Annotated in this window: 21 protein-coding genes; 19 read left to right on the forward strand and 2 right to left on the reverse strand. The window is 48.4% G+C overall.

Going from position 1 to position 26503, the window contains the following annotated elements; genetic code table 11:
- Positions 1–596 (reverse strand): SLC13 family permease (locus ABLA33_RS07155; protein WP_347719778.1); only part of this gene is annotated, 596 nt, incomplete at its 3' end.
- Positions 597–1126: 530 nt separating this feature from the next.
- Between ABLA33_RS07155 and ABLA33_RS07160 the strand changes: the two genes are divergently transcribed.
- From ABLA33_RS07160 to ABLA33_RS07180, 5 genes are all read left to right on the forward strand, one after another.
- Positions 1127–1639, forward strand: a complete 513-nt coding sequence (locus tag ABLA33_RS07160; RefSeq protein ID WP_311489531.1) for an OmpH family outer membrane protein — start codon at positions 1127–1129, stop codon at positions 1637–1639.
- A 57-nt stretch (positions 1640–1696) separates the two neighbouring features.
- On the forward strand, positions 1697–2554 hold the full coding sequence (gene murI / locus ABLA33_RS07165; RefSeq protein ID WP_347719779.1) for a glutamate racemase: 858 nt from the start codon (positions 1697–1699) through the stop codon (positions 2552–2554).
- 87 nt (positions 2555–2641) lie between these two features.
- The gene (locus ABLA33_RS07170; protein WP_347719780.1) at positions 2642–3094 is read left to right on the forward strand and encodes a hypothetical protein; all 453 of its coding nucleotides are present in this window, start codon (positions 2642–2644) and stop codon (positions 3092–3094) included.
- Between the two features lie 16 nt (positions 3095–3110).
- A complete protein-coding gene (locus ABLA33_RS07175; protein ID WP_347719781.1) occupies positions 3111–4160 on the forward strand; it encodes an SGNH/GDSL hydrolase family protein in 1050 nt (349 codons plus the stop codon).
- Positions 4161–4171: 11 nt separating this feature from the next.
- Entirely contained in the window at positions 4172–4477 is a 306-nt protein-coding gene (locus ABLA33_RS07180) for a hypothetical protein (RefSeq protein WP_347719782.1), read from the forward strand.
- A gap of 272 nt (positions 4478–4749) precedes the next feature.
- Here the strand turns inward: ABLA33_RS07180 and rnr are convergent, their stop codons facing one another.
- A complete protein-coding gene (rnr, locus tag ABLA33_RS07185; protein WP_347719783.1) occupies positions 4750–7134 on the reverse strand; it encodes a ribonuclease R in 2385 nt (794 codons plus the stop codon).
- A 129-nt stretch (positions 7135–7263) separates the two neighbouring features.
- Here rnr and ABLA33_RS07190 point away from each other — a divergent pair, with 129 nt between their 5' ends.
- The 14 genes from ABLA33_RS07190 to ABLA33_RS07255 form a co-directional block, all read left to right on the forward strand.
- A complete protein-coding gene (locus ABLA33_RS07190; protein ID WP_347719784.1) occupies positions 7264–7902 on the forward strand; it encodes a DUF4294 domain-containing protein in 639 nt (212 codons plus the stop codon).
- Between the two features lie 712 nt (positions 7903–8614).
- Positions 8615–9661, forward strand: a complete 1047-nt coding sequence (locus ABLA33_RS07195) for a type I phosphomannose isomerase catalytic subunit (protein WP_347719785.1) — start codon at positions 8615–8617, stop codon at positions 9659–9661.
- A gap of 133 nt (positions 9662–9794) precedes the next feature.
- Positions 9795–10073, forward strand: coding sequence for a CD225/dispanin family protein (locus ABLA33_RS07200; protein ID WP_347719786.1), 279 nt, complete (start codon positions 9795–9797; stop codon positions 10071–10073).
- Positions 10074–10228: 155 nt separating this feature from the next.
- Entirely contained in the window at positions 10229–13180 is a 2952-nt protein-coding gene (locus ABLA33_RS07205) for a TonB-dependent receptor (protein ID WP_347719787.1), read from the forward strand.
- Positions 13180–13560 carry a hypothetical protein gene (locus ABLA33_RS07210; protein ID WP_347719788.1) on the forward strand — a complete coding sequence of 127 codons (381 nt, stop codon included), beginning with the start codon at positions 13180–13182 and terminating at the stop codon, positions 13558–13560. Before ABLA33_RS07205 ends, ABLA33_RS07210 begins: the two co-directional genes overlap by 1 nt.
- A 30-nt stretch (positions 13561–13590) precedes the next feature.
- Complete coding sequence (locus ABLA33_RS07215; RefSeq protein ID WP_347719789.1) at positions 13591–14112, forward strand: T9SS type A sorting domain-containing protein; 522 nt, start codon at positions 13591–13593, stop codon at positions 14110–14112.
- Positions 14113–14147: 35 nt separating this feature from the next.
- Complete coding sequence (locus ABLA33_RS07220) at positions 14148–15269, forward strand: DUF4876 domain-containing protein (protein WP_347719790.1); 1122 nt, start codon at positions 14148–14150, stop codon at positions 15267–15269.
- Positions 15270–15273: 4 nt separating this feature from the next.
- A complete protein-coding gene (locus ABLA33_RS07225; protein WP_347719791.1) occupies positions 15274–16893 on the forward strand; it encodes a DUF6850 family outer membrane beta-barrel protein in 1620 nt (539 codons plus the stop codon).
- 32 nt (positions 16894–16925) lie between these two features.
- Positions 16926–19733: an insulinase family protein gene (locus ABLA33_RS07230; RefSeq protein ID WP_347719792.1), complete on the forward strand. Its 2808-nt coding sequence runs from the start codon at positions 16926–16928 to the stop codon at positions 19731–19733.
- Positions 19734–20443: 710 nt separating this feature from the next.
- Positions 20444–21112 (forward strand): DKNYY domain-containing protein, encoded by a 669-nt coding sequence (locus ABLA33_RS07235; protein ID WP_347719793.1) that lies wholly within the window; start codon positions 20444–20446, stop codon positions 21110–21112.
- Positions 21113–21582: 470 nt separating this feature from the next.
- A complete protein-coding gene (locus ABLA33_RS07240) occupies positions 21583–23109 on the forward strand; it encodes a polysaccharide biosynthesis protein (protein WP_347719794.1) in 1527 nt (508 codons plus the stop codon).
- Positions 23106–24281, forward strand: coding sequence for a Coenzyme F420 hydrogenase/dehydrogenase, beta subunit C-terminal domain (locus ABLA33_RS07245; RefSeq protein ID WP_347719795.1), 1176 nt, complete (start codon positions 23106–23108; stop codon positions 24279–24281). The genes ABLA33_RS07240 and ABLA33_RS07245 overlap by 4 nt, the downstream gene beginning before the upstream one ends.
- Positions 24278–25384 (forward strand): polysaccharide pyruvyl transferase family protein, encoded by a 1107-nt coding sequence (locus ABLA33_RS07250; protein ID WP_347719796.1) that lies wholly within the window; start codon positions 24278–24280, stop codon positions 25382–25384. Before ABLA33_RS07245 ends, ABLA33_RS07250 begins: the two co-directional genes overlap by 4 nt.
- Positions 25385–25471: 87 nt before the next feature.
- Positions 25472–26503 (forward strand): glycosyltransferase (locus tag ABLA33_RS07255; RefSeq protein WP_347719797.1); only part of this gene is annotated, 1032 nt, incomplete at its 3' end.

Genomic DNA, 26503 nt, shown 5'->3' on the forward strand with positions numbered 1-26503 from the left:
AATGTCAGCGCAATGCGCCCCTTACCGCTGGCTGGGAGAGCGGCAAACACGGGGGTGAGGAAAGTGAGCATCATGGCCGCCGTGGCCGTGTTGCTTACGAACATGGAGAACACGCCCGTGATGAGCAAAAAGCCCAACAGCACATTCTCACTCTTACGCCCAAATGGTTTGATCATAGAGCGAGCCAGCAGAACATCGAGACCCGATTTGGATGCCGCTATGGCAAGGATGAAACCGCCCAAGAAGAGCATGATAACAGGGTCGGCAAAGGAAGCCATGACTTCCTTCGACTTGAGCAACTCTCCCACGCCTTCACCCTTGAAAGGAAGGAGCGCGTTGTTGGTCACAGTAAGGCACATCGAGGTGATGATACCGAGCGAAGTGGCCCAGGATGGGATACACTCCGTGAGCCAAGAGAGCGTGGCGAACACGAAGATGGCAATGATGCGCTGTTGCACAACTGTCAGTCCGTTGATACCGAAAAAGTCGATAGGAAGATTCCAAACAATGGTGGTCACAAGGATGATGCCGACGAACTCCCAAAGCTTCTTGGGGGAGAACGCCGCACTTAGGCCGGGGGTTTTCTCTTCTGCCATAGTATTACGTTTTTTAGAATTAGTTGGCTAAATATTAGACAAGCCAAAAATAAAGACTATTCCATAAATTGCAAAGTAAAAATGGCAAAAAGATATATACTGCCGTAAAAACACACAGGAGAAGCCGCTCCCCTTTCCGACTTTTAGAACAATTCTGCGGGAAGCTATCCACTCTCCCAAAGAGAAAATCGAGCCTCGTACAGATCTGATTTCCAACACAATAAGAAGGGCTAAAAATATCCTTATTGTGTCAGCTGGCTTCCTTATTGTGTCAGCTGACGCAATAAGGCTGTCAGCTGACACCCTTATTGTATTTTTCAGCTTCTCCTTTGTAGAAATCAGTAGGTGAAAAAGGAGAAGAGAAAAAGACCCATCTTGCCAAACAACGGCAGGGAGAAAGCCGCCAGGCGAAAAGTTCTGCCGAAGACTCCAAATGCTTGATTCTTGCTTTTTTGAGTTATTATTGTCGTTTATGTGTCAGATTCGGAGGGGAATCATTATTTTTGCAGAACACACATTTATATATAAGTATGAAGCGAACAATTCTCCTGATGGTTTTGCTGCTTGTGGGCTGTGCCGCGATGCAGGCGCAAACCGCTCTGAAATATGGATATTTACACTACGACTCGCTGCTGGTGAAGATGAGCGACTATGCTGCTGCACAGGAGCAACTCGCAACGCTCCGCAAACAATATCAGCAAGAAACGGACTATAACGAACAGGGATTCAAACGGCAATTTGCCGAATTTCTACAAGGCCAGAAGAATTTCCCGCAGAACATTCTGCTGAAACGTCAGCGCGATTTGCAGGAGGCTATGGAGAAAAGCATCGCTTTCCGCCAGTCGGCCGAAGAACTATTAAAGAAAGCTGCTGTCGACCTCCTGCAGCCCGTTCGCCAACGCTTGGATGCTGCTATCCGCGAAGTGGGCATGGAGCACGGCTATCAGTTTGTGCTTAATCTCGACAATAATACAGTGCCCTTTGTGCATCCGCAATTTGGAGAGGATGCCACGCCCTACGTCAGAGAAAAGCTCCAGCGATAAACACCCTGAATTATTCCACACGCTGCGCTATATCCACAGCACAACAGAAGAAGAAAGATGTCTGAAGACTCTAATAAGCAACGCTATCCCATCGGTATTTTCGACAGCGGATACGGCGGACTCACCATTCTCCGCCAGATACGGCAATACCTGCCGCAATACGATTATCTCTATCTGGGCGATAACGCCCGCGCACCTTATGGGCCTCGTTCCTTTGAGGTGATCTATAAATATACGCTCGAAGCCGTGGAGGCTCTCTTCGCCCGCGGTTGCCGCTTGGTGATACTGGCGTGCAACACGGCATCGGCCAAAGCTTTGCGCAACATTCAGCAAATCGACCTGCCGCGCCTCGGAGCGGACCGCCGCGTACTGGGCGTGATTCGCCCCACGGTGGAGGCTGTACCTGAGATTACGCGGTCGGGGCATGTGGGCCTTCTCGGCACACCTGGCACCGTCAACTCTGGTTCGTACAAAATGGAGATTTGCCGTTTGGAGAAATATGTCGAACTAACCTCGCTGGCTTGCCCCATGTGGGTGCCGCTGGTGGAATACAACGAATATGACTCACCCGGAGCCGACTATTTCGTGAAGAAACGCATCGATATGATCATGCGCCTCGACCCAGAAATCGACACGCTCATACTGGGTTGCACTCACTATCCTTTGCTTATCAACAAAATCATGAAGTATGTCCCCGAGGGGGTCCGAATCATCGAGCAAGGCGAGTATGTGGCGCGCAGTTTGGTGGACTATCTCAAGCGACATCCCGAACTTGAGGCGCAGTGCAGCAAGATGGGGCAATGCCATTACCTCACCACCGAACAAGAATCTAAATTCCGCGAAACAGCAGCTATATTCCTCCGCGAATCCCACTTACAGGTGACGCAGATTGAACTACCGGAGGTGAAAGCATAAAGTTTCCATAAAATTTTGGAAAGGCCGGACGAAGCAATACGTACACACCTGCTCTTCCTTTTATCTATCTTGTAAATACCTACTCACATGAAAAGAATCACCCTTCTTATGATGCTGCTCTTGAGCGTTGCTGGATTGCAAGCCAAAGACCTCGTAGTGGCACTCAAAAACGGACAAAAAATCACTTTCTCCTTGTCCGACAACCCTGTCATTACTTACGCTGGCACTACGTTTAAGGCAGTGGGCGGTAGCAATGAAGTGACGACCGACTTATCGAACGTGCAGAAATACTACTTTGTTGAATCTCCCACCACAGGCCTCAACGCTCCCACTACGCGCCCCACGCTGCAAAACGGGACGGCACATTTCAGCGGCTTACCTACGGGTACGCTCGTGAGCCTCTATGCCACTGACGGCCGCCTGCTGCATAGCGCAAAAGCCAACAGCAATGGCGATGCCCACATCAGCTTTGGCCAATACCCCGCCGGCACTTATGTTATCACAGCTGGCTCGGCCATCATCAAAGTAGTAAACAAATAAAGAACAGCGACATAGAATGAAACGACTGCTCTTATTGGCTCTCATAATAATAGGATACATCACCACAATTTTCGCCCAGCAATCCAATCCTTATTCAGGCAAAAACATCGTTTGGATAGGAACGTCTATTCCTGCTGGCGTACCGGGTCGTCAGTATCCTGAACTTGTAGCCAAACGTCTCGGAATGAATTTGAAAAACCGTGCTATTGGTGCTTCCTACATATCAATGGGCAGCATCAAACCAGGTAATTCTTTAGACCCACACTCATGCCTATCCATGACCAAAGCTGAGATGAAAAAGATGTGGGGCGCATCTGCTCCTACTCACGCTTCTTTTGAAGAAGTTTTCAAGGAGATCAACTCCAACACAGATATAGTAATCTTCGACCATGGATATAATGATAGAGAACTGATTGATAAAGAACTGGCTACACTGAATAGTAATTCTCATGCTTTCGATATAGATAAAAACACCTATGCCGGTTCTGTAGCATTTCTCTTCAATGAAATCCGTAAACGCGCACCTCATGCCAAAATAATTCTGGCTGGCTATTTTTCAGACAACCATGAAGCGTGGATAGGCGTTAATGCTGATGGTACGTCCAAGTATGTAAATACCAAAGGCGTTTGTCAGATGCAAGAATGGTTAGCCAACAAAGCACAAGTGCCTTTACTGCGTGTGTGGGAATTACTCGATGTTTCCGACCATTCTCCTCTCACGGGTCGCAATACATTCAAAGAGTTCTGCCCTGATGACGTACATCCCCATTCCGACGAAAGTGGACGCAGCATAAAGATGTATGCCGATGCGTTGATAAATGCTCTCCAACAGCTCACCACAGGGCTCAACGCTCCCACTACGCGCCCTACGCTGCAAAACGGAACGGCTCTTTTCAGCGACTTACCTACGGGTACGCTCGTGAGCCTCTATGCCACCGATGGCCGTCTGCTGCATAGCGCAAAAGCCAACAGCAATGGCGATGCCCACATCAGCTTCGGCCAATACCCCGCCGGCACTTACGTAATCACAGCTGGCTCGGCCATCATCAAAGTAGTAAACAAATAAAGAACAGAATAATGAAAAAGATGCTTCTTGCAGCCCTATTCATCATGGGCCTTACCACTCCAGCTGCCGCACAGCACTACCACATGGTTGTGAAGCAGAAAGACGGGAAGACATTTCGCATACCAACGGATAGCGTGAAGAAAGTGACGTTTACAGCGGGAGCTTCAGTTCAAGCTGCTAAAATGTCTCCCAACAAAAACGCACAAGCAAAGGCGCAAACAAAGGTGCGCGCCAACGAGAAAGCAAGCACCAGCGCAAACAACGGTCGCACTTTTTCGCAGGTGGTAGTTGCCAATCAGCGCAACCGCCGTGCGTAAGGCGATGAGCCACTAACAAAGAAATATCAACGGTGGCGCGACAAGCTTTTGCCTTTGCGCGAAAGCTTGCTGCAACAAACCGAACACAAAACGCCTGCGGCGAACACACAAGCTACTCCCTTTGATGGGTAGGATACTTGCGTGTTCGCCGCAGGCTATTTTATTATCGGACACTCGGGCTTTGCTGCTCTGTCCGATACAGCTGATAAAGCAGTGGATAAGGCGAAAGACGAGCCGCCAGCAGTTGCTCTGCGGCAAGTCTTACCCTTTCGTCATCTTGCGCCTTTCTTTCCGCGCGAGGTGCGTTTCTTCTTCGCCGCCGGCTTTTGCGGAGCGGGGCGCGATGCCGACTTAGCTGCAGGTTTAGCCGACTTGGCGGGATGCGCCTTTTGTTCTTCGGTCTCCACGAGCGAGAAGTCGAGCTGTCGGCGGTCTAAGTTGGCGCGCTCCACGCAGATGCGCACCTTGTCGCCCAAGGCGTAGCGCTTTCGGAAGCGGCGGCCGATGAGGCAGAAGTTCTTCTCGTCGAACTCATAGTAGTCGTCCTCCAAGCACCGCAGCGGAATCATTCCTTCGCAGCCGTTCTCCGTCACTTCCACATAGAGGCCGAACTCCGTTACCCCATCTATGACGCCATCGAACTCTTCTCCGAGTCGGTCGCCCATAAATTCGATTTGCTTGTATTTGATGCTGGCGCGCTCTGCCGTTTCTGCCAGTTGCTCCATGGCGCTGGCGTGTTCACAGAACTCTTCAAAGCGCGGACCGTTGGCACTTCGGCCACCCTCCGCATATCGCGTGAGCAGACGGTGCACCATCAAGTCGGGATAGCGACGGATGGGCGACGTGAAATGTGTATAGTAGTCGAACATCAGTCCGTAGTGGCCGATGTTGTGAATAGAGTAGCGCGCCTTCATCATTGCTCTTAGCGCCACCATTTCCACCATATTTTCTTCGGGACGATTATGAACTTCCTCGAGCAGTTGGTTCAGACTCTTGCTCACCTCTTGCTTGGTGCCCTCCGTCCTTAGTTTGTAGCCAAATCGACCTATAAATCCATTCAGTTTCTCCAGCTTCTCTGGGTCGGGAACATCGTGAATACGATAGACAAAGGTTTTGGGTTTCTTGCCGCGAGCCACCTTTCCGATGCGCTCTGCCACGGAGCGATTGGCTAAGAGCATGAATTCCTCCACCAGCTTATTGGCATCGCGCGCAATTTTGAGATAAGTAGAGACGGGATGGCCTTTGTCGTCGATTTCAAAGCGCACTTCCGGGCGGTCGAAGCCTATAGCTCCGTTTTTGAAGCGTTTGTCGCGCAGGAGCTTTGCCAGGCGGTTCAGCACAACCAGTTCTTCTGCAAACTCTCCTGTGAGCGGTGTTCCCTCGGGCAGGACTTCTGGATGGTCGCCCGGCGTTTGGAGATCGGCCGCCGAAGCCTCGCTGTTGTGTTCCAGGATGTATTGCACCTCCTCATAAGTGAAGCGACGATTGGAACGTATCACGGTGTGCGCCAAGTGCCAATCCAGCACTTCGCCCCTCTCGTTGAGATGAAAAATAGTGGAATATGCCACCTTCTCCTCGTCTTGTCGCAACGAACAGAGTTGGTTGCAGAGTTTTTCGGGCAGCATCGGGATGGTGCGGTCTACAAGGTAGACACTCGTGGCTCTATTGTAGGCTTCACGATCTATGGTATCGCCCTCCTTCACATAGTAGGAAACATCGGCAATGTGTACGCCAACTTCCCACACAGCCTTACTGCTGGTGGTTTTAGGGCGTGCAGTGGAGAGCGGAAGGCCTTTGCCACTGATGCGACGTATAGAAATGGCGTCGTCGAAGTCTTTAGCGTCGCGCGGGTCGATGGTGAAAGTCACGGCATCACGGAAATCCTCGCGCCGCTTTATCTCCTCGGTTGGAATCTCTACTGGGATGTTGTCCGCAGCCTGTTCCACCTTTTCGGGATAGGAATACGGCAGATTGTACTCCGCAAGAATGGCGCACATTTCTGCATTGTTTTCGCCCTGATGTCCAAGGATGTCAACCACCTTGCCTATGGGGCTTTTCGAGTCGTGCGGCCATTCCACGATTTTCACCACTGCCTTGTCGCCTGTCTTACCGCCTTTCAAGAACTTCTTTGGGATGAAAATGTCGGCAGCCAGCGAACGGCTGTTGGTGATAAGGAAAGCGAAGTTTCTGTCCACTTTCAGCTCGCCCACAAAGGAGTCGTTCTTGTGTTCGAGTACTTCCGTCACTACGGCCTCTCGGGTGTGGCCTTGTCGGCGGGCCAGCATGGTCACTCTGACGCGGTCGCCATCGAGGGCATGGCTCGAATTGCGCTCCGTCACAAGGATGCTCTGCCCGCCATCGTCTGGAACGAATGAGTTGCGGCCGTTGCGTTTGCGCACAAACGTACCTTCCATCACCTGGGAGCGCACCGCGTAGCGGTAGTTACCGCGATCGTCACGGGCTATATAATCGTTGAGAATGAGATCATCAATGACGTCGAGCATCAGCATTTTCTGCGGATGATTGGTAGCATGAAGTTCCTGAAAGAGTTCTCTCACCTTGAAATCTTTCGCAGGGTTCTGTTCGAAGAGCTCTAACAATTGCTGCACGACGTCCTTTTTGGACAATCGGCGCGAGGTTTTCTTGGACTTTGCCATATAGATATAGTTTTGCGTGAGCCAGAAATAGCTCACTTTCTTGCAAATATCCTTAAAAAAAACTACTTCTCCTCTCATTTAATATAAAATAACGCAGGGCTGTGACAAATATTTCTACTTTTGCAGCCTATGAAGAAAGAGATTAGAGCCATACTGCTGTTGCTATGTGCCACCTTGGCGTTGACACTCCAAGCACAAGACATTGAAGATCCTGGTTCAAGCAAGAACCTGGAGAACGTGGCTATGCCCCACTTTGTGAAAGTGGAGAAGACACTCTACAAGGGCGACAGTATCCCAGCTATCCGCCTCGTCGACCCTGTATATAAATATCCCCCGCTTGTTTTTAAGAACGACGAGGAAAAGGAGCGCTACAATCGCTTGGTGGAAAACATCAAAAAGCTCCTACCTATGGCTAAAATGGCCCGATATACCATCATCGAGACTTATAACTATGTGGAGACTTTGCCCGACCAGCGGAGCAGAGATGCCCACTGGAAACGCGTGGAGCAGGACTTGGTGAACGAGTACAAGCCTATGGTGCGCCGCCTGACCCGCTCGCAGGGCCGCTTGCTTATCAAGCTCGTGGATCGCGAGTGCAACCAGACGGGCTTGAGCATTGCGCGAGCCTTCCTCGGTACTGCGCGGGCGAACTTCTACCAAGGCATCGGCTGGATGTTTGGCCTAAACCTCAACAAACACTACGACCCGAACGGCGACGACCGCCTGACGGAGCGCGTGTGCCGACTGGTGGAGAGCGGACAGATTTAGGGAATGTGCTAATGCAGCAAAGAAATGTGCTAATGTGCTAATGTGCTAATGTGAAGCGGCGGGTGCCGCTTTTTTAATGTGCTAATAGAATGTGCTAATATGCTAATGTGCTAATGGGGAGCGGCGAGTGCCGCTTTTTTAATGGGCCAATGGCTAAGAAGGATGCGCCGGAAAGATTTATTGTATCGTCTGATAATTTGACAAGTGAGTCGGACAATCTAAATGTTAAAAGGAAGGGATTTTCGCGGCGGTTTATTAGATGAAGTTTGAAATAAGAGAGTTTTGATGAAGAACACCTAAGAGATGTGGAAATGCTATAAGGAAAAAACGAGAAAAAGAAGGGAGAGAGGAGTGATTTTATTCTGGCAAAGCGTCGATACAATAAGGCTGTGAAGGGGCAGCCTTATTGTGTCAGCTAATAGCCTTATTGCGTGAGCCGACAGCCTTATTGTATTTATCAACACTCTTATTTCATCGTCCTTTCCAAGCGGCCCAGCGTTGCGCTGCTCAGAGATTTTATCGAACAGCTCATTTTCGCGCCATTCTCGGAGGCTTAGAATCAGAAGTTTTTTGACTTTTTCGAAAGAGAAGACAAGACGGGCGAATCGGACAAGTCGGACGAATCTGAGGCCTTGTCTAAAAGAGGCATCAGTTCGATAGAGCTAAAAAAGGCGAGAGTGGAGAGATTATTATTTTTTTGTATTTTTGCAACATGCAAAGTCTTCCAACTCTTTACCCCCTCCTATTTGAGCCTAATCTACATGAGGCTGTTTGGGGCGGACATTATCTTACCAACTGGAAGCAGCTTCCGCATACCGAGACTCCTATTGGTGAATCCTGGGAGGTCAGCGGCATTCCCAACTGCTCCAGCATCGTTGCTAACGGACCTTTGGCTGGCAAAACGCTCAATGAGGTCATCGCGGCCTACAAAGAGCAGGTGCTCGGAGAGGCCGTTTACAAACACTACGATGGGCAAATGCCACTGCTCATCAAGTTTATTGACGCTCAAGAGGACTTGAGCATACAGGTGCATCCCGATGACGAAATGGCCAAAGCGGTACACGGAAAGATGGGTAAGAACGAGATGTGGTACGTTATCAAAACGGAACCCGGAGCTTGTATCTATAGCGGTTTTGCGCAAGAGATTACGCCCTACGAACTGCGCCAGCGCATTGCCGACGGAAGCCTGACCGATGTCATAGCACGTCATGAGGCGCAGCCCGGCGATGTATTCTTTATCCCAGCAGGTCGTATCCACGCCATCGGCAAAGGTATCCTACTGGCCGAGGTGCAGCAGAGCAGCGACCTCACCTACCGCATTTTCGACTACAACCGCCTCGGAATGGACGGCGGACCGCGCGAACTCCATGTCGACTTAGCGCAGCAGGCCCTCAACTACAAGGTGGACAGTCAGTATCGCACTCGCTACGAAGAAAAGAACAATAGTGCCACTCTGGTCATTGATAGTAAATTTTTCAATGTTCGCGTTGTCAATTTCGACGCGCCTATTCATCGCGACTTAATCAAATACGACAGTTTCTTTGCTACGATGGCCATCCAGGGCGATAGTTATATCCGTTTGCGCTCCACGGGCGAACAAATCCTACTCCGAGAAGGCTCCACCTGCCTCCTGCCTGCCGCCGTGGCCGATTGCGATATTATCCCCGCCAAATCGGGAGTGTCGAACAAAATCTTAGATGCATTTATCAACAACGAGTACAACCCCATCAAAACATTCTTCAAGCAAATCGTCAAATAAAAGACAAAAAAAACAGCAAATATTCCGACATTTTATTACATTTGCACCGCTATTACCAATTTATGGCCATGTCATCTGCTACGAAAACCCTATTTAGCTGGGGCTTCGGAAGAGATGTGCATCGTCAGTCTTTATGGAAACTAACTCAACAAAAAAATACAGTTCACATAAGCGGAGAACGAACTTTGCTTGGGCTGTTCTTTCAGCTGTCTTTTTTCTCCCCTTGGGCATAGTATCTTTTATCTACTCGCGACAAGCAGATAACCTCTATGATGAAGAACGCCCCATGGATGCACGCATGGCTGCTGCGACTTCACGAATGTGGTCCATTATCAGCTTTATTGTGGGTACTCTTACTTACACGTTCTTAGCCATTTACTGCCATGTAAGTGGCATTTTCCAAATCTTCTGATAGCAGCGATAAAAGACGCTCAAGATTCCCTCAAACGCAGTTGCCAATACGTTTGAGTTCACATTCATTAAGTAGGAATACCCCCTATAGGGTATCTCACCTCTCATTGGGAAGGCCTATCTTTGCCTATCCAAAATGCCGTATTTTCATTCGGAATGAGAAGGAGAGATATCGTTTTAACCATTATATTAGGGAGTGTTAGTATTGTGGGCTTCGCGCAGAACGTGAGAGGCACCATTATTAGTGCCAAGGACAAACAGCCCATCATGTTTGCCTCTGTCACACTCAAAGAAAGCCACCTCTACGCCTATACAGACAAATCTGGACACTTCATTATCAAAAACGTACCCAAAGGGCCAACGACAGTAGTCGTTAGTTGTTTGGGCTATGCTTCGCGCACGCAAACCATCAACTTTACGGGCAAAGACATCGTCATGGATGTGACGCTCGACGAGAACGACCTCAAACTCGGTGAAGCCGTAGTGGTGGCAAAGCGCAAGCGCGACGATGCTACAACAGCCTACTCCATCAATCGCACCACTCTGGACAACCAGCAAATCATCAACCTTAGCGATATCTCCACACTCCTTCCAGGCGGAAAGAGTGTTAATCCTTCGTTGATGAACGATAGGCGTATGGCGCTGCGCAGTGCTTCTTCGGAGCGCGGCAATGCTTCTTTCGGCACGGCCGTTGAAGTGGACGGCGTGCGCCTCAACAACAATTCAACAACAGGAGAGAGCTTGGGCGCCAGCACCCGCACGCTGAGCGCGTCGAACATTGAGAGCGTGGAAATCGTTGCAGGTATTCCATCCGTGGAATATGGCGACTTGAGCAACGGCATTGTGAAAGTGAACACGCGCCGCGGTCGCTCTCCATTTATCATTGAAGGCTCTGTCAATCAGCACACACGTCAGTTGGCAGTCAATAAGGGCTTTGGTGTGGGGCAGGACGGTGGCGTTATCAACCTTTCGTTTGAACACGCGCGTTCCTTTTCTGATGCGGCTTCACCGTATACGGCTTATCAACGCAACGCCTTTTCGCTCAACTATCTCAACGTGGTGATGAAAAACCGCCTGCCGCTGACGGTCAATGTGGGGTTTCGCGGAAACATTGGTGGCTACAACTCGAAGGCAGATCCCGACGAGCATTTGAATAGCTACTCGAAAGCGCGGGACAACAGTTTGAGCGGAAATATTCGCTTGAACTGGCAGCTCAACCAACCTTGGCTCACATCATTACAACTGATGGGCGCGGCCTCATTCAGCGACCGCCGCTCAGAGGTATATTCCACGGCAAGCAGCGCATCCACACAGCCTTATCTACATACGCTCACAGAGGGCTACAACATTGCGGAAGACTACGACAAGAACCCCTCGGCCAACATCATCTTAGGTCCAACGGGCTACTGGTATGTGAAAGGTTTCAACGACTCTAAGCCGTTCAACTATTCCGTAAAACTGAAGGCCGATTGGAGCCACAAGTTTGGCAGCGTGAGAAACCTGCTCATGGCGGGAGCCGAGTGGACGAGCACGCACAACGGCGGACGCGGCACCTACTACGACGACTTGCGCTACGCCCCTACGTGGCGCGAATATCGCTACGATGCACAGCCCGCTATGAACAATATGGCACTCTACGCGGAAGAGAAAGTGAGCGTCCCGACAGCAAAAGGCGGTCTCTTTGAACTGACAGCTGGTTTGCGCGAAGACCTTACCATCATCCGCCACTCGAAGTATCCACGCGTGAGTTCGTTGTCGCCGCGCATCAACAGTCGCTACGTATTCTTCTCTGGGAGAAAAACATGGGTTTCCGACTTGCGCTTACACGCAGGATGGGGGAAGAGTGTGAAACTTCCCAGTTTCCAAATCCTTTATCCATCGCCCTCGTACCGAGATATGCTCGCATTCTCGTCCACAAGTGATGCGCAGAACCGTTCCTACTACGCTTACTACACTTACCCTTCTACAACGGTGAGCAACCCCAACCTGCGTTGGCAGTACACCCACCAATACGATGCGGGAATAGAGGTGAAGACGCGCATAGCAGACATCAACGTGTCGGCCTTCTACAACAAGACGTTCCGCCCCTACATGGCCACCAACATCTTTACGCCGTTCGCCTATAAATACACCACGCCATCGGCGCTGCAAAAGAGCGGCATCCCCGTAAGCGACCGAGCGTTCAGTATGGACCACACAACGGGCGTTGTCACTGTGACAGACGTGACGGGCAAGCGCCCAGCTGTCACGCTCCCCTATGAAAACCGCTATACATACGTGACCAATGCCACTTACGTAAATGCATCGACCGTGAGCCGCTACGGACTGGAATGGATCATTGATTTCACGCAGATTCGTCCACTACGCACACAGGTGCGCCTTGATGGTAACTATTACCATTATAAAGGTATGGATCATACGCTCTTTGCTGATGTCCCACTGGGACTTCACAATCGCCAATCCAACGGAGCGCTCTATCAGTACATCGGTTACTACCGCGGTGGCAGTGCCTCTTCCACCGACTACACGGCAAATGCTGCTGTGACCAACGGGAATGTGTCGAGCCAAGTAAACTTAAACGCTACGTTCACTACTCATATTCCCAAACTGCGCCTTATCATGGCTCTGCGCGTGGAGAGTTCTCTCTATCGCTATAGTCGGGCGAAAACTTCGAAAGGCTATCTCGTTGAAAACGGCCAACCGAATCTCGACAAGCCTTATGATGGAAAAACGCGCAACCAAACTGTTGCCGTACTTCCCGAATACTATTCTACCTGGGATAATCCCACGGAAAAGAAACCTTTTTACGATGCGTACCGCCAGGCGCGCGATAACGACCGCAACCTTTACAACGACCTCTCACAACTGATTGTTCGCACGAACTATCCCTTTACGCTCAATCCCAACAAACTAAGCGCGTATTGGTCGGCAAATATCAGTGTGACGAAGGAGATCGGCGACCACGTTTCTCTATCCTTCTACGCCAACAACTTCTTCAATACTTTGCGGCGTGTACACTCGTCGCAGACGGGATTAGAGACGTCGCTCTTCGGAAGCGGTTATGTTCCCAACTTCTATTATGGACTCTCGCTAAGACTCAAACTCTGATGAAACGTATCTCTTACATACTCCTGACGCTCCTACTGTTGCTGCCCACCGCATGTGCGGACTACGACGACACGATGGATGTGGTCAAAATCAACATAAAGCTGAAAGTCCCTGAGACCTATGATGGGCCACTGGACGGACTGCGCGTTGAACTGCTCAATACTACGGCCAGTACGTTTGTAGACTCTACCGACACGCAGGGCGAAGCTCACTTCACGGTGCCGGCAGGTATCTATAGCGTTCGTAGTTCGGCACAGAAAACCACCAAAGATTATCGCTATTTCTTCAATGGTACGCTCAGTCAGGTGGTAGTGACCAGCGACTCGGCCCATACCTTCACGCTCCCTCTCACAATGTCGCGCAAGCGCATTGTACACTAAAGAATAGATACAATAAAAATAATTAACAACATGAAGAAAAGAACCCTCCTCACTATGGTCGCAGCGGCCATAATGACTTTGGCTCCACTCCACTCCCAGGCTTCATCCGCCAACGGAACGGAGACAGTGACCTATCTCGTGCTGACGCAGACCGACGGAACTGTCAGCAAATTCTCGCTGAACGAGGCGCCCGTGCTTAGCTATGCAGGCGACAGTCTCGTGGTTACTTGTGGAAGCGACCAACTAATGACTGCACTCGAAGGCCTCCGCGACTATTCGTTCACCACTGAGCAAGTGACGACGAGCATCAAGGACGTACCCGCCACTGGCAGTACTTCAACGACTCCCGCCTCAAACGTAGCGTTCAGCAATGCCACTATCAGCGGTCTGAAAGCAGGAGCTTTGGTGCGCGTTTATAATATCAGTGGCGTGGCAGTGAGCACTCTCACGGCCGATGCTGAAGGAAAAGTCAGCGTAGACCTCAACAACCTCCCCAAAGGTGTGTACATCCTGAGCACTCCCAGCAAGAGCTTCAAAGTTCTCAACAAGTAAAACATTTTAGTAACAAACAAAAAACAAAATACATCATGAAGAAATTATTACTCTCCTTAGTGACCCTCCTAACAGTGTCACTCTCCGCCAACGCTCAGTCTTGGAACATGATCGTTACACATACTGACGGCACAACAGACACTATCTCAACCAAGGCCGTGAAGAACGTAACGTTCCAGCTCCGCGACAAAAACGCCGACCAACTCCTTATCAAGGAGCTCTACACTTCAGGCGTTCCTTACGACAACGATGCTTCTAAATTTTTCCAAATGGATAAGGGCTTCATCATCTATAATAACTGTCCCGACACGGCTGTTGTCAACAACTTGGCAGTAGGTATTCTCAACCCCTATAATGCGCAGGCACAAAACGGTTGGTACAGCGATGAGTCCAGCACCGAACCTTCTTACGCTTCTCAAGGATGGGTACCAGCAGCTAATGGTATCTGGTATTTCCAGCAGGCTTTGGTACTCGCTCCCTACTCTCAAGTGGTAGTTAGTTGCATGGGCGCAATCGACAACACACAGACGTACAGCAAGAGCGTTAACTACGTCAACGCAGACTATTATACAATGTACGATCCAGAGTCGGGCTATAGCAACACAAAATACTATCCCACACCAACCGATGTTATTCCATCTGCTCACTACTTAAAGGCAGTGAAATATGGTCAAGCTAACGCGTGGCCGCTGAGCGTGACGTCGCCCGCCTTCTTTATCTTCCAGACCAAAGGCGTTACGCCTCGCGACTATGCCAATAATACAGCCAACATCGTTTATGAAGCTGGCAAACCAGCAACCCCAGTTTTTGCTTGTTTGAAAGTTCCTACAGCGTGGGTCATTGATGGTGTTGAAGTATACCAAGACATAAATGTTGGCAAAAGCAAGAAGCGTTTCACAGCCGACATAGACGCTGGTTTTGTAAAACAGACTTATCGTCAAGGCCATACTGTGTATCGCAACGTAGATGCAGCAGCCACAAAGGCCATCGCAGGCAACGAGGCAAAACTCGTTTACGGCTACACCTTAGGTAATGACCCCAGCGGAATTGATGCTGAAGCATCTATCAAGAATGGTGCAAAGATCGTTTACCAGGACAGCAACAATTCTACGGTCGACTTCCACGAACGCAAGCAGTTCTCTATTCGAGGCAACTAAATAAATGAAAAAACTTTCATCATATATCATCTTGCTGGCAGGGACATTACTTGTTCCTGTCGGCTTGTTTTCTCAAACGGCCGACAGCTTGCTCCTGCGCGACTTCAACTTCGTGGGGGCGAGTGACGCATGGCTGGGAGGCAACAATGCTGCAGCACTCACACGCTGGCAGAGTCGTAACATTTCGCGCGCCGAACTTTCAACCCATTATCAGCGTGGAGGTTTCGTCAACTACAACGAATCGCCACGAGCATGGAATACTACGGGCCGCGTAGAGTCCTTTTACCGGCTCTCGCCGCGCATGGTTGTTTACGGACAGATGACTTATGATAGTTTTTCGGGAAGAGAAATGACGGGCTCTGCCTTTATCAGTCCCCACCGCAAGCCTTTCGACATTGCGGAGGACTCGCTGACCAATGCGGGCAAAAAGCATTTCGATACCTATCACCTCACTGGCGCACTCGGCTGGCAAATGTGGCGCGGAATGGCTATAGGAGCAAAGGTCGACTTCACTGCTGCCAACGCTGCTAAGTACCGCGACTTGCGCCACAAAACAAAGCTGATGGACCTCAACCTCTTGGCATCCATCTATGCTCCCGTAGGCCGCACGCTCAGCTTTGGCGCAAACTATCAGTACCGCCGCAACACGGAGAGCGTCTCCTTCAGTACCTACGCCGGAAACGATAAGGATTACTTTTCCTTTATCAACTACGGCCCGTGGATAGGGGAAGCGGAGCAGTTCTCTGATCAAGGCTTCACTGCGCGCGGTTCTGAGCATCCCTTCCTGACCGAATATCAAGGTGCAGGTGTACAAGCAGCCTGGACGCCCCTGCCCGGACTGAACTGGTACAACGACTTCTGGCTCGCTTACCGCCATGGATACTACGGGCGGAAGTCGCAATATTCCATCACCTTTATGAATCACAACAGCCACCTACTGGGCTACACCACTCGCCTGCAATGGCGCGGCAAGAGGCAAGAGCACAGCGTGGACCTCAACTTCACGCAGGAGAATCTCCGCAACCTGCGCAACACTTACCGAGGTTTGCTGAACCAATCGGGGGCTTCCTACTACGAATACTATGATGCAGTGAAGACGGGAAACCGCCTGTGGCAGGATTTCCATGTGGGCTACACCGCGCGCTGGGGTATCGTCAACGAACTTCCCCTTTGGAGCATGCAGGCCGGACTGGATGTGAACCGCCGCAAACAGACGGGCTACGACTATCCTTACTTCCGCCATCAGCAACTCACGCGAACGGAAGGTTATCTGCAAGCTGAGCGCAATTTGCTCCTTTGCAACGGTGTGCTTTCCTTGCGCGGCAGCGTGGCCTATGCTAAAGGCAGTGGCGCGGCTTATGAGGATGGCACATTCATCAAACCCTCCGACAAGCAAAAGGGATTTCCCCAGATGGAGGCCTTTCTCTATCGAGAATATCTCTATCTGACTGCTCCGCAATACACCTTTGGCGGCGGTGTGGGCTATGCCTTCCATTTCCCCGCCACTCGCATGAAGACCTATGTTAATCTCGATGCTGTCCACCACAAGGCCAACGTGAGAAACGCCTTTTTGGCTGGACGCGACAATACGGGGGTAACGCTCACCATCGGATGTGCGTTCTAATCCTTCAGCACTCATTATTATATCTCTCTTAAATGAAGAAAATTTTATCCTATATTTTTTTGCTATTCCTTACAACAGAAGCTACGGCACAAAACGTAGAGACCGACAGAAGCTTCCGAACTGGCAAGCTGCCTAATGGCCTGACGTACTACATACGCCACAACGCAAAAGAAGCGGGGTTGGCCGATTTCTACATTGCCCAGCGCGTGGGTAGCATCCTCGAAGAGCCGCGCCAACGCGGTTTGGCCCACTTTCTGGAGCACATGGCGTTCAACGGAACGCAGAACTTCCGCGACACGCCCAAGAGTCCGAGCATTGTCCACTGGTGCGAGGCACACGGCATAAAGTTCGGTACAAATCTCAACGCTTACACCTCCGTTGACGAGACTGTGTACCACGTTGGAGCTGTTCCCGTGCGCAACAACTCAACGGTGGACTCCACCCTCCTTATCCTCCACGACTGGAGCCACTATCTCTTGCTCACCGATAAGGAGATAGACAAGGAGCGGGGCGTCATCCACGAGGAATGGCGTACGCGCCGCGCCGGCATGGCCACACAGCGCATGATGGAAAATGCACTTCCCATCATCTACAAAGGCTCTAAGTATGAGGACTGCCTGCCCATCGGCTCAATGGACATTGTGGACCATTTCCCCTACAAAGATTTGCGCGACTACTACCACAAATGGTACCGCCCCGATCTGCAGGCCATCATCGTGGTGGGCGACATCGACGTGGACGCTATGGAGAAGAAGATCAAAGACGTCTTCGGCCCAATCCCTATGCCAAAGAACGCCGCCAAGCGCGAGTACTTCTCCGTGCCCGACAACGACAAGATGATTGTGGCCTCCCTGAAAGATGCAGAACAGCCCATCATGCTCGTGAATCTCTATATGAAGCGCGACGCAGCCCCCGACACGGAAAAGAACACACTGAAGTATCAGCGCGATGCCTACTTGGACGACCTCGTGAGCTATATCGTGGGCGAGCGCCTCAACGAGGTGCAGGAGAGTCCGAGCAAGCCCTGCCTCAGCGCATCAGCACACATCGGCCAGTTCCTCGTGAGCCGCTCAAAAGAAGCGTTCACTCTCTCTTTCGGCGCACGCCAGGAAAACATCCGTGGCTCTTTCGAAGCGGCCGTGGGCTGTATCGAACAGATTCGCCAGCATGGGTTCACGCAGGGCGAACTTGACCGCGCCAAGGCTTTCTACCTCAAGGTTGTCAACAACCGCTTCAACCAGCGCGACGATCGCCGCAACAGCTATTTTGTGCGCAAGGCGCAGAACAACTTCCTCAACAACGAGCCCATCACAACAGAGGCCTACGACAAGCAACTGGCCGAACGCTTCGACCGCGAGGTGACGCTCAAGGATGTGAATGCAGCTATGCGCGAGGCCATCACCAATCGCAACCAAGTGCTTGTGGTCTACGCACCCGAGAAAGCGGACTTCCACATCCCCTCCGATGCTGAACTGGAGAGCTACGTACTGGAAGCGCAGGCGCGCAAGTATCCCGCCTACGAGGAAAAGCAGGTGGACACGAAGCTCATTGAGAAACAGCCCAACAAGGGCCGCATCGTGAGCCAGAAAGCCTTTGCCCACGGCACCACAGAACTCACGCTGAGCAACGGCGTGAAGGTGTATTTCAAACCAACGGATTTCAACAAGGACCAGGTAACGTTGCGCTTCTTCGGAGAGGGCGGCTCATCGCTCTACCCTGATGCCGACATCCCCAACATTCAGTTCCTCGCCACAGCCATTAAGGAAGGTGGACTTGGAAAGTTCGACAAACTCGCTCTCAACAAGTATCTCTCCGACAAGACGGTGCGCATCAACGCCAACGTAGGTGCAGAAACGCAGAGCATCAGCGGACAATCCTCCGTGAAGGATGTGAAGACGCTCTTCGAGCTTGCACACCTCTACTTCACAGACTTGCGCCGCGACGATCAGGCTTTCGGTGCAGAACTCAACCGTATGCGCTCCTTCCTGACCAATCGTGAGGCCAGTCCGAAGGTGGGCTACAACGATTCGCTTTCGGCTATCGTCTACGGCAACTCGCCGCGCACTCAGCCCGTGAAGGCTGCCACGATCGACAAGGTGAACTACGACCGCGTGCTGCAGATCTATCATGAACGTTTCAGCAATGCCTCCAACTTCAAACTGATTGTGATGGGCAACATCTCGCTCGAAACGCTCCGCCCCTTGCTCGAACAGTACATCGCCTCGCTGCCATCAACGGGCAAGAAGGAAACATTTGCCGACACCTACCCCAATGTGCGCAATTGCAACGAAACGCACCGCTGGACGAAGAAGATGAACACGCCCATCTCAAAGGTGAGCATCATCTACACCTGGAACGAACCCTACTCCGCTAAGTCCGACTTGCAGCTCGATATGTTCCGCCGCGTGCTTTCTATTGCCTATGTCGACTCTGTTCGTGAGGACAAAGGCGGTGTTTATGGCGTGAGTCTAAGCAGTAGTATCGACAAATATTCCAACCCACGCGCGCTGCTGAAAGTATCCTTCGACACCGACCCAGACAAATACGAAATGGTAATGCCTATCATCTACCGACAGATAGAACACATTGCCCAATCTGGCCCTGCGGCTGCCAGTCTGAAAAAGGTAAAGGAATACCTCCTCAAGCAGTACGACCAGGCCGTTATCACCAACGACTATTGGAGCTACGTGCTCTACAACCAACTGCGCTATGGTGTTGATTTCGACAAGAACTATAAGCAACTTGTGGAGAAAACCACAGCGGCCGACGTCCAACGCATTGCCAAAAATATGCTCCAAAGCAAGCGCCGCATAGAAGTGACCATGCTCTCTGAGAAATAAAACAAACCGACATACTTTCTCTATTCTATAGCTATTCCCGCCCGACTTCTCCCGCAGAGGTCGGGCGGGATTTTTTGATGCCATTACTCCAATCATCCGCCCACGCACTCCGCAAGTTTTTCATCTTATTCGTGGAGATTTCGCTCTTTTCGTAAAACTTCGTGGGCTAAAAGCATCCACGAAGTTCTATACATCCGTAAAGAAACTTCCTATTTTTAGCCTTCCACCAATGGCTCCAATCCACGCTTTTCTCTCTCCGACCGCACAGTCGAAACCACTCGCACACTGATGCAATAAGGCTATCCGCCAGCATCCTTATTGTGTCAGCTGACAGAATAAGGAAGTCAGCCAACGCAATAAGGAAACCGACGGACAGGTACGGCCGTATTTTCAAGAAAAAAGACCAAAAAAGTGGCAAAAACGCACCCATCCACCTCTTTCCGTCAGCTTTTCATCCATTTCTCCTTTCCACAGCAAAACACAACCACTAAAAAATTCCGCAGATTTTGCAGACACTCGATTTTTTAGCCACTCCAAAAGTGCACAACAAAGTAAAATAAAACGAAAACTTTTACGCTCGTAAATACGATAAAAAAAGAAATATCTTTCCCTATAAAATCACAAAAAACACTCTTAAAAAGGGCAAACCACAAACTAATCCTTATCTTTGCGACAAAGACAACCGAAGATTTCATAAAACAAACATGATGATGAAAAAGATATTGATATGCTTCTGCACGCTGCTGCTCGCCTCCGTGGTTCTCATGGAGAGTCAGGCGCAAGTGTTCAACCGCGAATACACCATCACGCGCGACTATGTATATTTCAGAGGTCAGCCGCTGCGCGAAGCCAATCCGCGCTACTTCCAAGATCTGGGACACGGCTATGGTAAAGACAACCGCTATGTGTTTCTCTTCGGCCAAATCCTGGAGTATGTAGACCCCGCCACGTTCCGCCTCGTGACACAACGCAGGCCCTATGGTCCAGATCCCGCCCAAGATTTAGTGGACGACGACATCGACGAAGACACCTACAACCTCTACTACGGCGGCAACTTCACGCAAGGTGGCTATGTGCAGATGAACAACAGCGTGCTCTATCACGGCCGAAAAATCGAGGGCGCTTCAGCACAGAGTTTCCGATACCTCGGCAAAGGCTATGCAAAAGACGATTGGTACGTTTATTTCGAGGGTAAACAAATCAAAGGTGCTTCCACCATGAATTTCTCCCTCGCCGGCGGCTTCTATGCCACCGACAACTGGGCGGTCTACTATCGCGGACGCAAAGTAGAAGGCGCCACTACCATGAACTTCACCTACCGTGGCGGTGGCTACGCCGAAGATTCCTGGAACACCTATTTCCAAGGACGAAAGCTCTAACCATCCGCCCCTTTATCCCCCTAAAAACTCCCTTGCACCCCTCTCTCCGTGCAAGGGAGTTTTGCAACAACATCTCCCCCCCCCCTTCCCACCACCCACCGCATTTTCCCCTCCCTATATTTGATATTCTCAAAGTTTAATAATACCTTTGCGAGAAAGAGAGGGGGATTCAGAACTCTCCTCCTATAGGATCGTTTGAACTATACATATCCTAATCTTTAATATCTTTCAGATTTTCAACACTTTATAACTCCAACCAGATTGTTTGGAGGAGCTGAAGGAATATAGAAATAAACTATTCTCCCACATAACAACCCTGCTCTATCAAGAGATTAAAGCCGCATTAGGAAGGCCGTGCTCTTCCCAAACACACGGCCTTTAAGCAGCGTGATTCGTCGCTTTCAAATCATTGTCTCAATTCAGACAACTAACAGCATTGGCATGAATCCCGTTAACCCCCATACAGACAGATGACAATCTCATCTAACAACAAAACAATAGCAAAGAATACGGTTTTTCTATATACCCGTATGCTTTTCTCTATATTAGTTAGCCTCTACACCAGTAGAGTTGTTCTGCAAACTTTAGGAATAAGCGATTATGGCATCTATGGCGTTGTGGGGGGAATAGTGAGCATGTTTTCTTTCCTAAATGCAGCCATGTCGGGCGCTACCAGCCGCTTCTTGACATTTGATATAGGAAAAGGAAGAGAGGTGCAACTACAAAAGACCTTTTCGTCAGCTTTTATCGTACACCTCTGTATTGCCGCAATAATCTTTATTCTATCGGAAACTGTCGGATTATGGATACTCTCCTACAAGCTTGTGATTCCAGAACACCGCATGGTAGCGGCTCACATCGTGTATCAGTGTAGCATTATAGGCATGTTTCTTTCTATCACACAAGTACCCTATAACGCCTCTATCATTGCGCATGAAAAAATGGACGTGTATGCTTATGTGGAATTATTCAATGTTTTCCTAAAGTTGGGCATCGTATACATATTGTTAATAGGAAAGTCTGACAAACTCATACTATATGCTCTACTTGTTCTTTCCACCAACATCATCATAGCACTCACCTATCGGATATATTGCAAAAAGCATTATAAAGAATGCCACATACAATGGCATGTAGACCTAAAGACCATACGCCCAATGCTGGTCTTTTCAAGCTGGAATATTCTATCGGAGTGCGGTTATTCTTTCCGAGTCTATGGAAGCAACATCGTGCTAAACTTCTTTTTTGGCACAATAGTGAACGCGGCAACAGGTATTGCCACTACAGTTCAAGGGATTTTATTGGGATTGGTGGCTAATGTTGTTACAGCTGTTCGGCCACAAATCATCATGAATTATAGTTCTCAGAATTTAAGCAGGATGAACACTCTTATGACCTCTTCCATCCGTTTAAATCTGCTACTTGTCTCGCTTGTTACAATTCCTATCATCCTAGATTGTCCTTTTATCTTCCATTTGTGGTTAGGTAATATTCCACCATACAGCATAGATTTTTGTCGTTTATTACTGTTTACTATTTACATCACCAGTATTTCACAGATTGTTACCATAGGCATACAAGCAACGGGCAATATCAAATCTTCGAGCATCGTTCGTAATATCATATATATCACAACGCCGCTCCTTATCTACATCTTTCTAAAATTCCACCCCACTACTCCCATCATTGGCTACATATTCATCATCATTAGTCAGATGATTGTATGCCTCACAGACATTTGGATATTACACAAATTGATCCCCGAAATCAACTACACTTCTATTTTTGCCGACTACTTCAAAGCTATTCTTGCCATGATCTTAGTTGTGGGATTGTTCTACCTTTTGAGTGAAAATAGTTCTTCTATAGCAGCTTTCTTTTTCCGCTTCATCGCAGAAGTTTTTGTAATTATTCTCTTGTTTTGGACAACAATGTTTAAAGCGACAGAAAAGCAACTAATAAAAGAAACTCTCAAAAAAACACTTAGAAAAGCGTGAAGAATATCTCCAAATTTTCCTATTGCTATGGGTGTGGGACGTGTGTGGCTGCATGTCCTAAAAAGACAATATCCATGAGCCAAGACGATAACGGATTCTACAAACCAATTGTTGATGAAAGGAACTGTATCGAATGCGGAATTTGTCTACAAGTATGCGCTTTTAATGCTTCCACACCGAGTCAGGAAAAAGGTTTCAAGCATCAAAGCTTTGCCGCATGGAGTAAAAATAAAACAACTCGTCGTATCTGCACCAGTGGCGGTGTGAGTTTTGAGATAGGCTGCTACTTGATAAACAAGGGTTATAAAGCTATTGTGTGTAAATACAATCCCGACACACAATGCGCAGAACATTATGTAGCTGAAACGAAGGAGGAACTTGAAGCTTCTATTGGGTCAAAATACATACAAAGCCATGCAGCAGATGCATTGTCACAGATAAAAAAAGGAGAAAAATATTTCATCACCGGATGCCCCTGTCAGATAGACTCTATCCGCCGCTGGCTTAAAAGGCGAAAGATGGAAGATGATGTTATCTTTCTCGACTTCTTTTGTCACGGAGTTCCATCTATGCTCCTTTGGAAGCAATACTTAAAAGAAACAGAGGAGAAAATAGGGAAAATCGGAAATATTGTTTGGCGTGATAAGGAAACGGGCTGGCACGATTCATGGGTCATGAAAGTAAAAGAACGGTATTCGTCGTGGTTTTCGAAAGGGGACCTATTCTATAGGATGTTTCTTGGAGATCGGTGTTTGGGAGAACAATGCTACAAAGATTGTAAATATAAATACGACAACTCTGCTGCAGACATCAGAATTGGAGATCTTTGGGGACGAAAATATGCACATGACGAAGAGGGCGTGAATGGAGTGTTATGCCTTACCCAAAAAGGATTAGCTCTCTTGCAAGAAATGAAAGATGTTCTCCACATAGAGCCCTCAACCTTAGAGATTATAGGTGAGGCACAAATGAAGAAATGTGCTCACCGACCGCTTTCCTATCCTTCTGTCATGAAAGGACTAAAGGAAGGAAAGAAGCTATCTGAGATTCAGCAGAAAGCAGTTCGCATAGAACTATTAGAAAATATCCCTAAAGCCATCAAATATTATATTGTTCGATTCCCTTCAAAATTCTTGGAGATTATCGGACTCAAGGAGCGACCACAAGTATGAAGATAAGAACAATTACTTGCCATGACGTTTACAATCTAGGAGCATCACTACAGGCCTATGCCTTACAAACATATTTAGAGAGTATTGGCAATGAGGTTCAAATTATAGATTATAAACCTTCCTACCTCAGTGGACATTATCAACTATGGGGGAATATCAATCCTATCTTTGATAAACCTCTACTTAAGCAGCTCTATCTCATAGCAAAACTACCAGAGAGACTTCTTTCGCTAAAAAGGAAAACGATATTTGATGACTTCACTAAAAACTATCTAAAACTCACTCGACGCTATCACAATAATGATGAACTCAAACAAGATCCGCCACAAGCAGATATATATATAGCTGGTAGTGACCAAATCTGGAATACTCTCTATCCAAATGGGAAAGATCCTGCATTTTATTTAGATTTTGCGCCTAAAGGGAAGCGACGAATTAGCTATGCTGCCAGTTTCGCAACTAAAGAGATACAAAAAGATTGTCATGATTTTGTATCACAAATGTTGCAGGGACTGGACGCTATTTCCGTGAGAGAAAGGACCTCCCTCTCACTCTTGGAAAGATTAGGGATAAAAGACGGCGTTGCCGTCTGTGACCCTGTTTTTTTATTGACCAAAGAGCAATGGGAGAAGTCCATCCCTGCCACAAATAACAAGGATAAATATCTCGTTGTATACGATTTTGAACACTCTCCTAAAATTCGAGACATTGCAACGACTCTTGCACTTAGAAATAAATGGAAGATATACAATATAGGGCCTTTCAAAGAGAGCTATGCTCACAAAAATCTTGTTAATATAGGGCCATTAGAATTTGTATCCTTCATTGCACATTCACATTTCGTTATAACAAACTCCTTTCATGCCACAGCTTTTTCTTTAATATTCAATCGAGAGATGTGTGTGGTGAATAGAAAAGAAGGCATAAACGAAAGAATGGCAAGTTTGCTTAACGACTTTAGACTAAAGGAAAGACTTGTAGCAGATTTCACAGATACTCTTATGCAACCCATTGATTGGGCGCCTGTTAATCAGCAGATAAAAGTCCTGGCTAAAGCTTCTAAAGATTTTTTATGCAAACAAATGGAAAAATGTGAGGCCTAGGTTGAGATACATCTAAAGGCTATAGCGCAAAACAAAGGCCTAAGAATTATTACACAACATTACACTCAAAGTGTTACAAACATGTCTATGAAATCTCGCATATTCATTGCTATGCACTATTTAGAAATAGGAGGAGCAGAAAGCGCACTTGTCGGGCTATTGCAAACCTTAGACTATTCAAGAGTTGATGTTGACCTTTTTCTTTATGCGCACCGCGGTGAAATGCTTGAATGGATACCTAAAGAGGTCAATCTACTTCCTGAAATCTCCGCTTATTCACACATAGAGGCACCAATCATAACCGCGCTTAAGGCTGGAGAGTTTGGAGTGGTTTGGGGTAGATTGAAAGCAAAATGGCAGTATCAGAAATACGCTAATCGTAAACACCCTAAAGATAATTCTGCTATTTTCCAATACGTAGATCTCAACGTTTTGCCTTTTTTGCCTTCACTCCATAATTGGGGCTATTATGACTTGGCCATCAGTTTTGTAACACCACATGGCATTGTTCTCGAAAAAGTGAAAGCCCACAAGAAAATAGCATGGATTCATACAGATTATTCAACAATCGACATTGATGTAGAAAAAGAACTACCAACATGGAATGGATACGACCACATTGCATCTATTTCTGAAAAAGTATCTGCTAATTTTTTATCTGTATTCCCTTCTTTAGCAAAAAAAATAGTTCTTATAGAGAATATCATTTCTCCAGCTTTTATCAAACGACGAGCTAATGCCTTTGACGCTCAAAAAGAATTTTCTCTACACTTTTCACCGTCTTCTACAAAACCGCGTCCGTTTATACTACTGTCTATCGGACGTTTTTGTGAAGCAAAAAATTACGATAATATCCCTGATATCGCTTGCCGTTTGTTGAAAAGAGGCCTTGACTTTAGATGGTTCTTGATTGGGTACGGAGATATGGAATCCTTAATCCGTCAACGTATTCAAGAAGCGGGGGTAGAACACCAAGTCATCATTTTAGGGAAACGTACCAACCCCTATCCTTACATTAAAGGGTGTGATATCTATATACAACCCTCCAGATATGAAGGGAAGAGCATAACCGTACGTGAAGCACAAATTCTTTGTAAACCGACAATCATTACCAATTAT

Source organism: uncultured Alloprevotella sp. (genome assembly GCF_963536905.1).
Taxonomy (GTDB): Bacteria; Bacteroidota; Bacteroidia; order Bacteroidales; family Bacteroidaceae; genus Alloprevotella.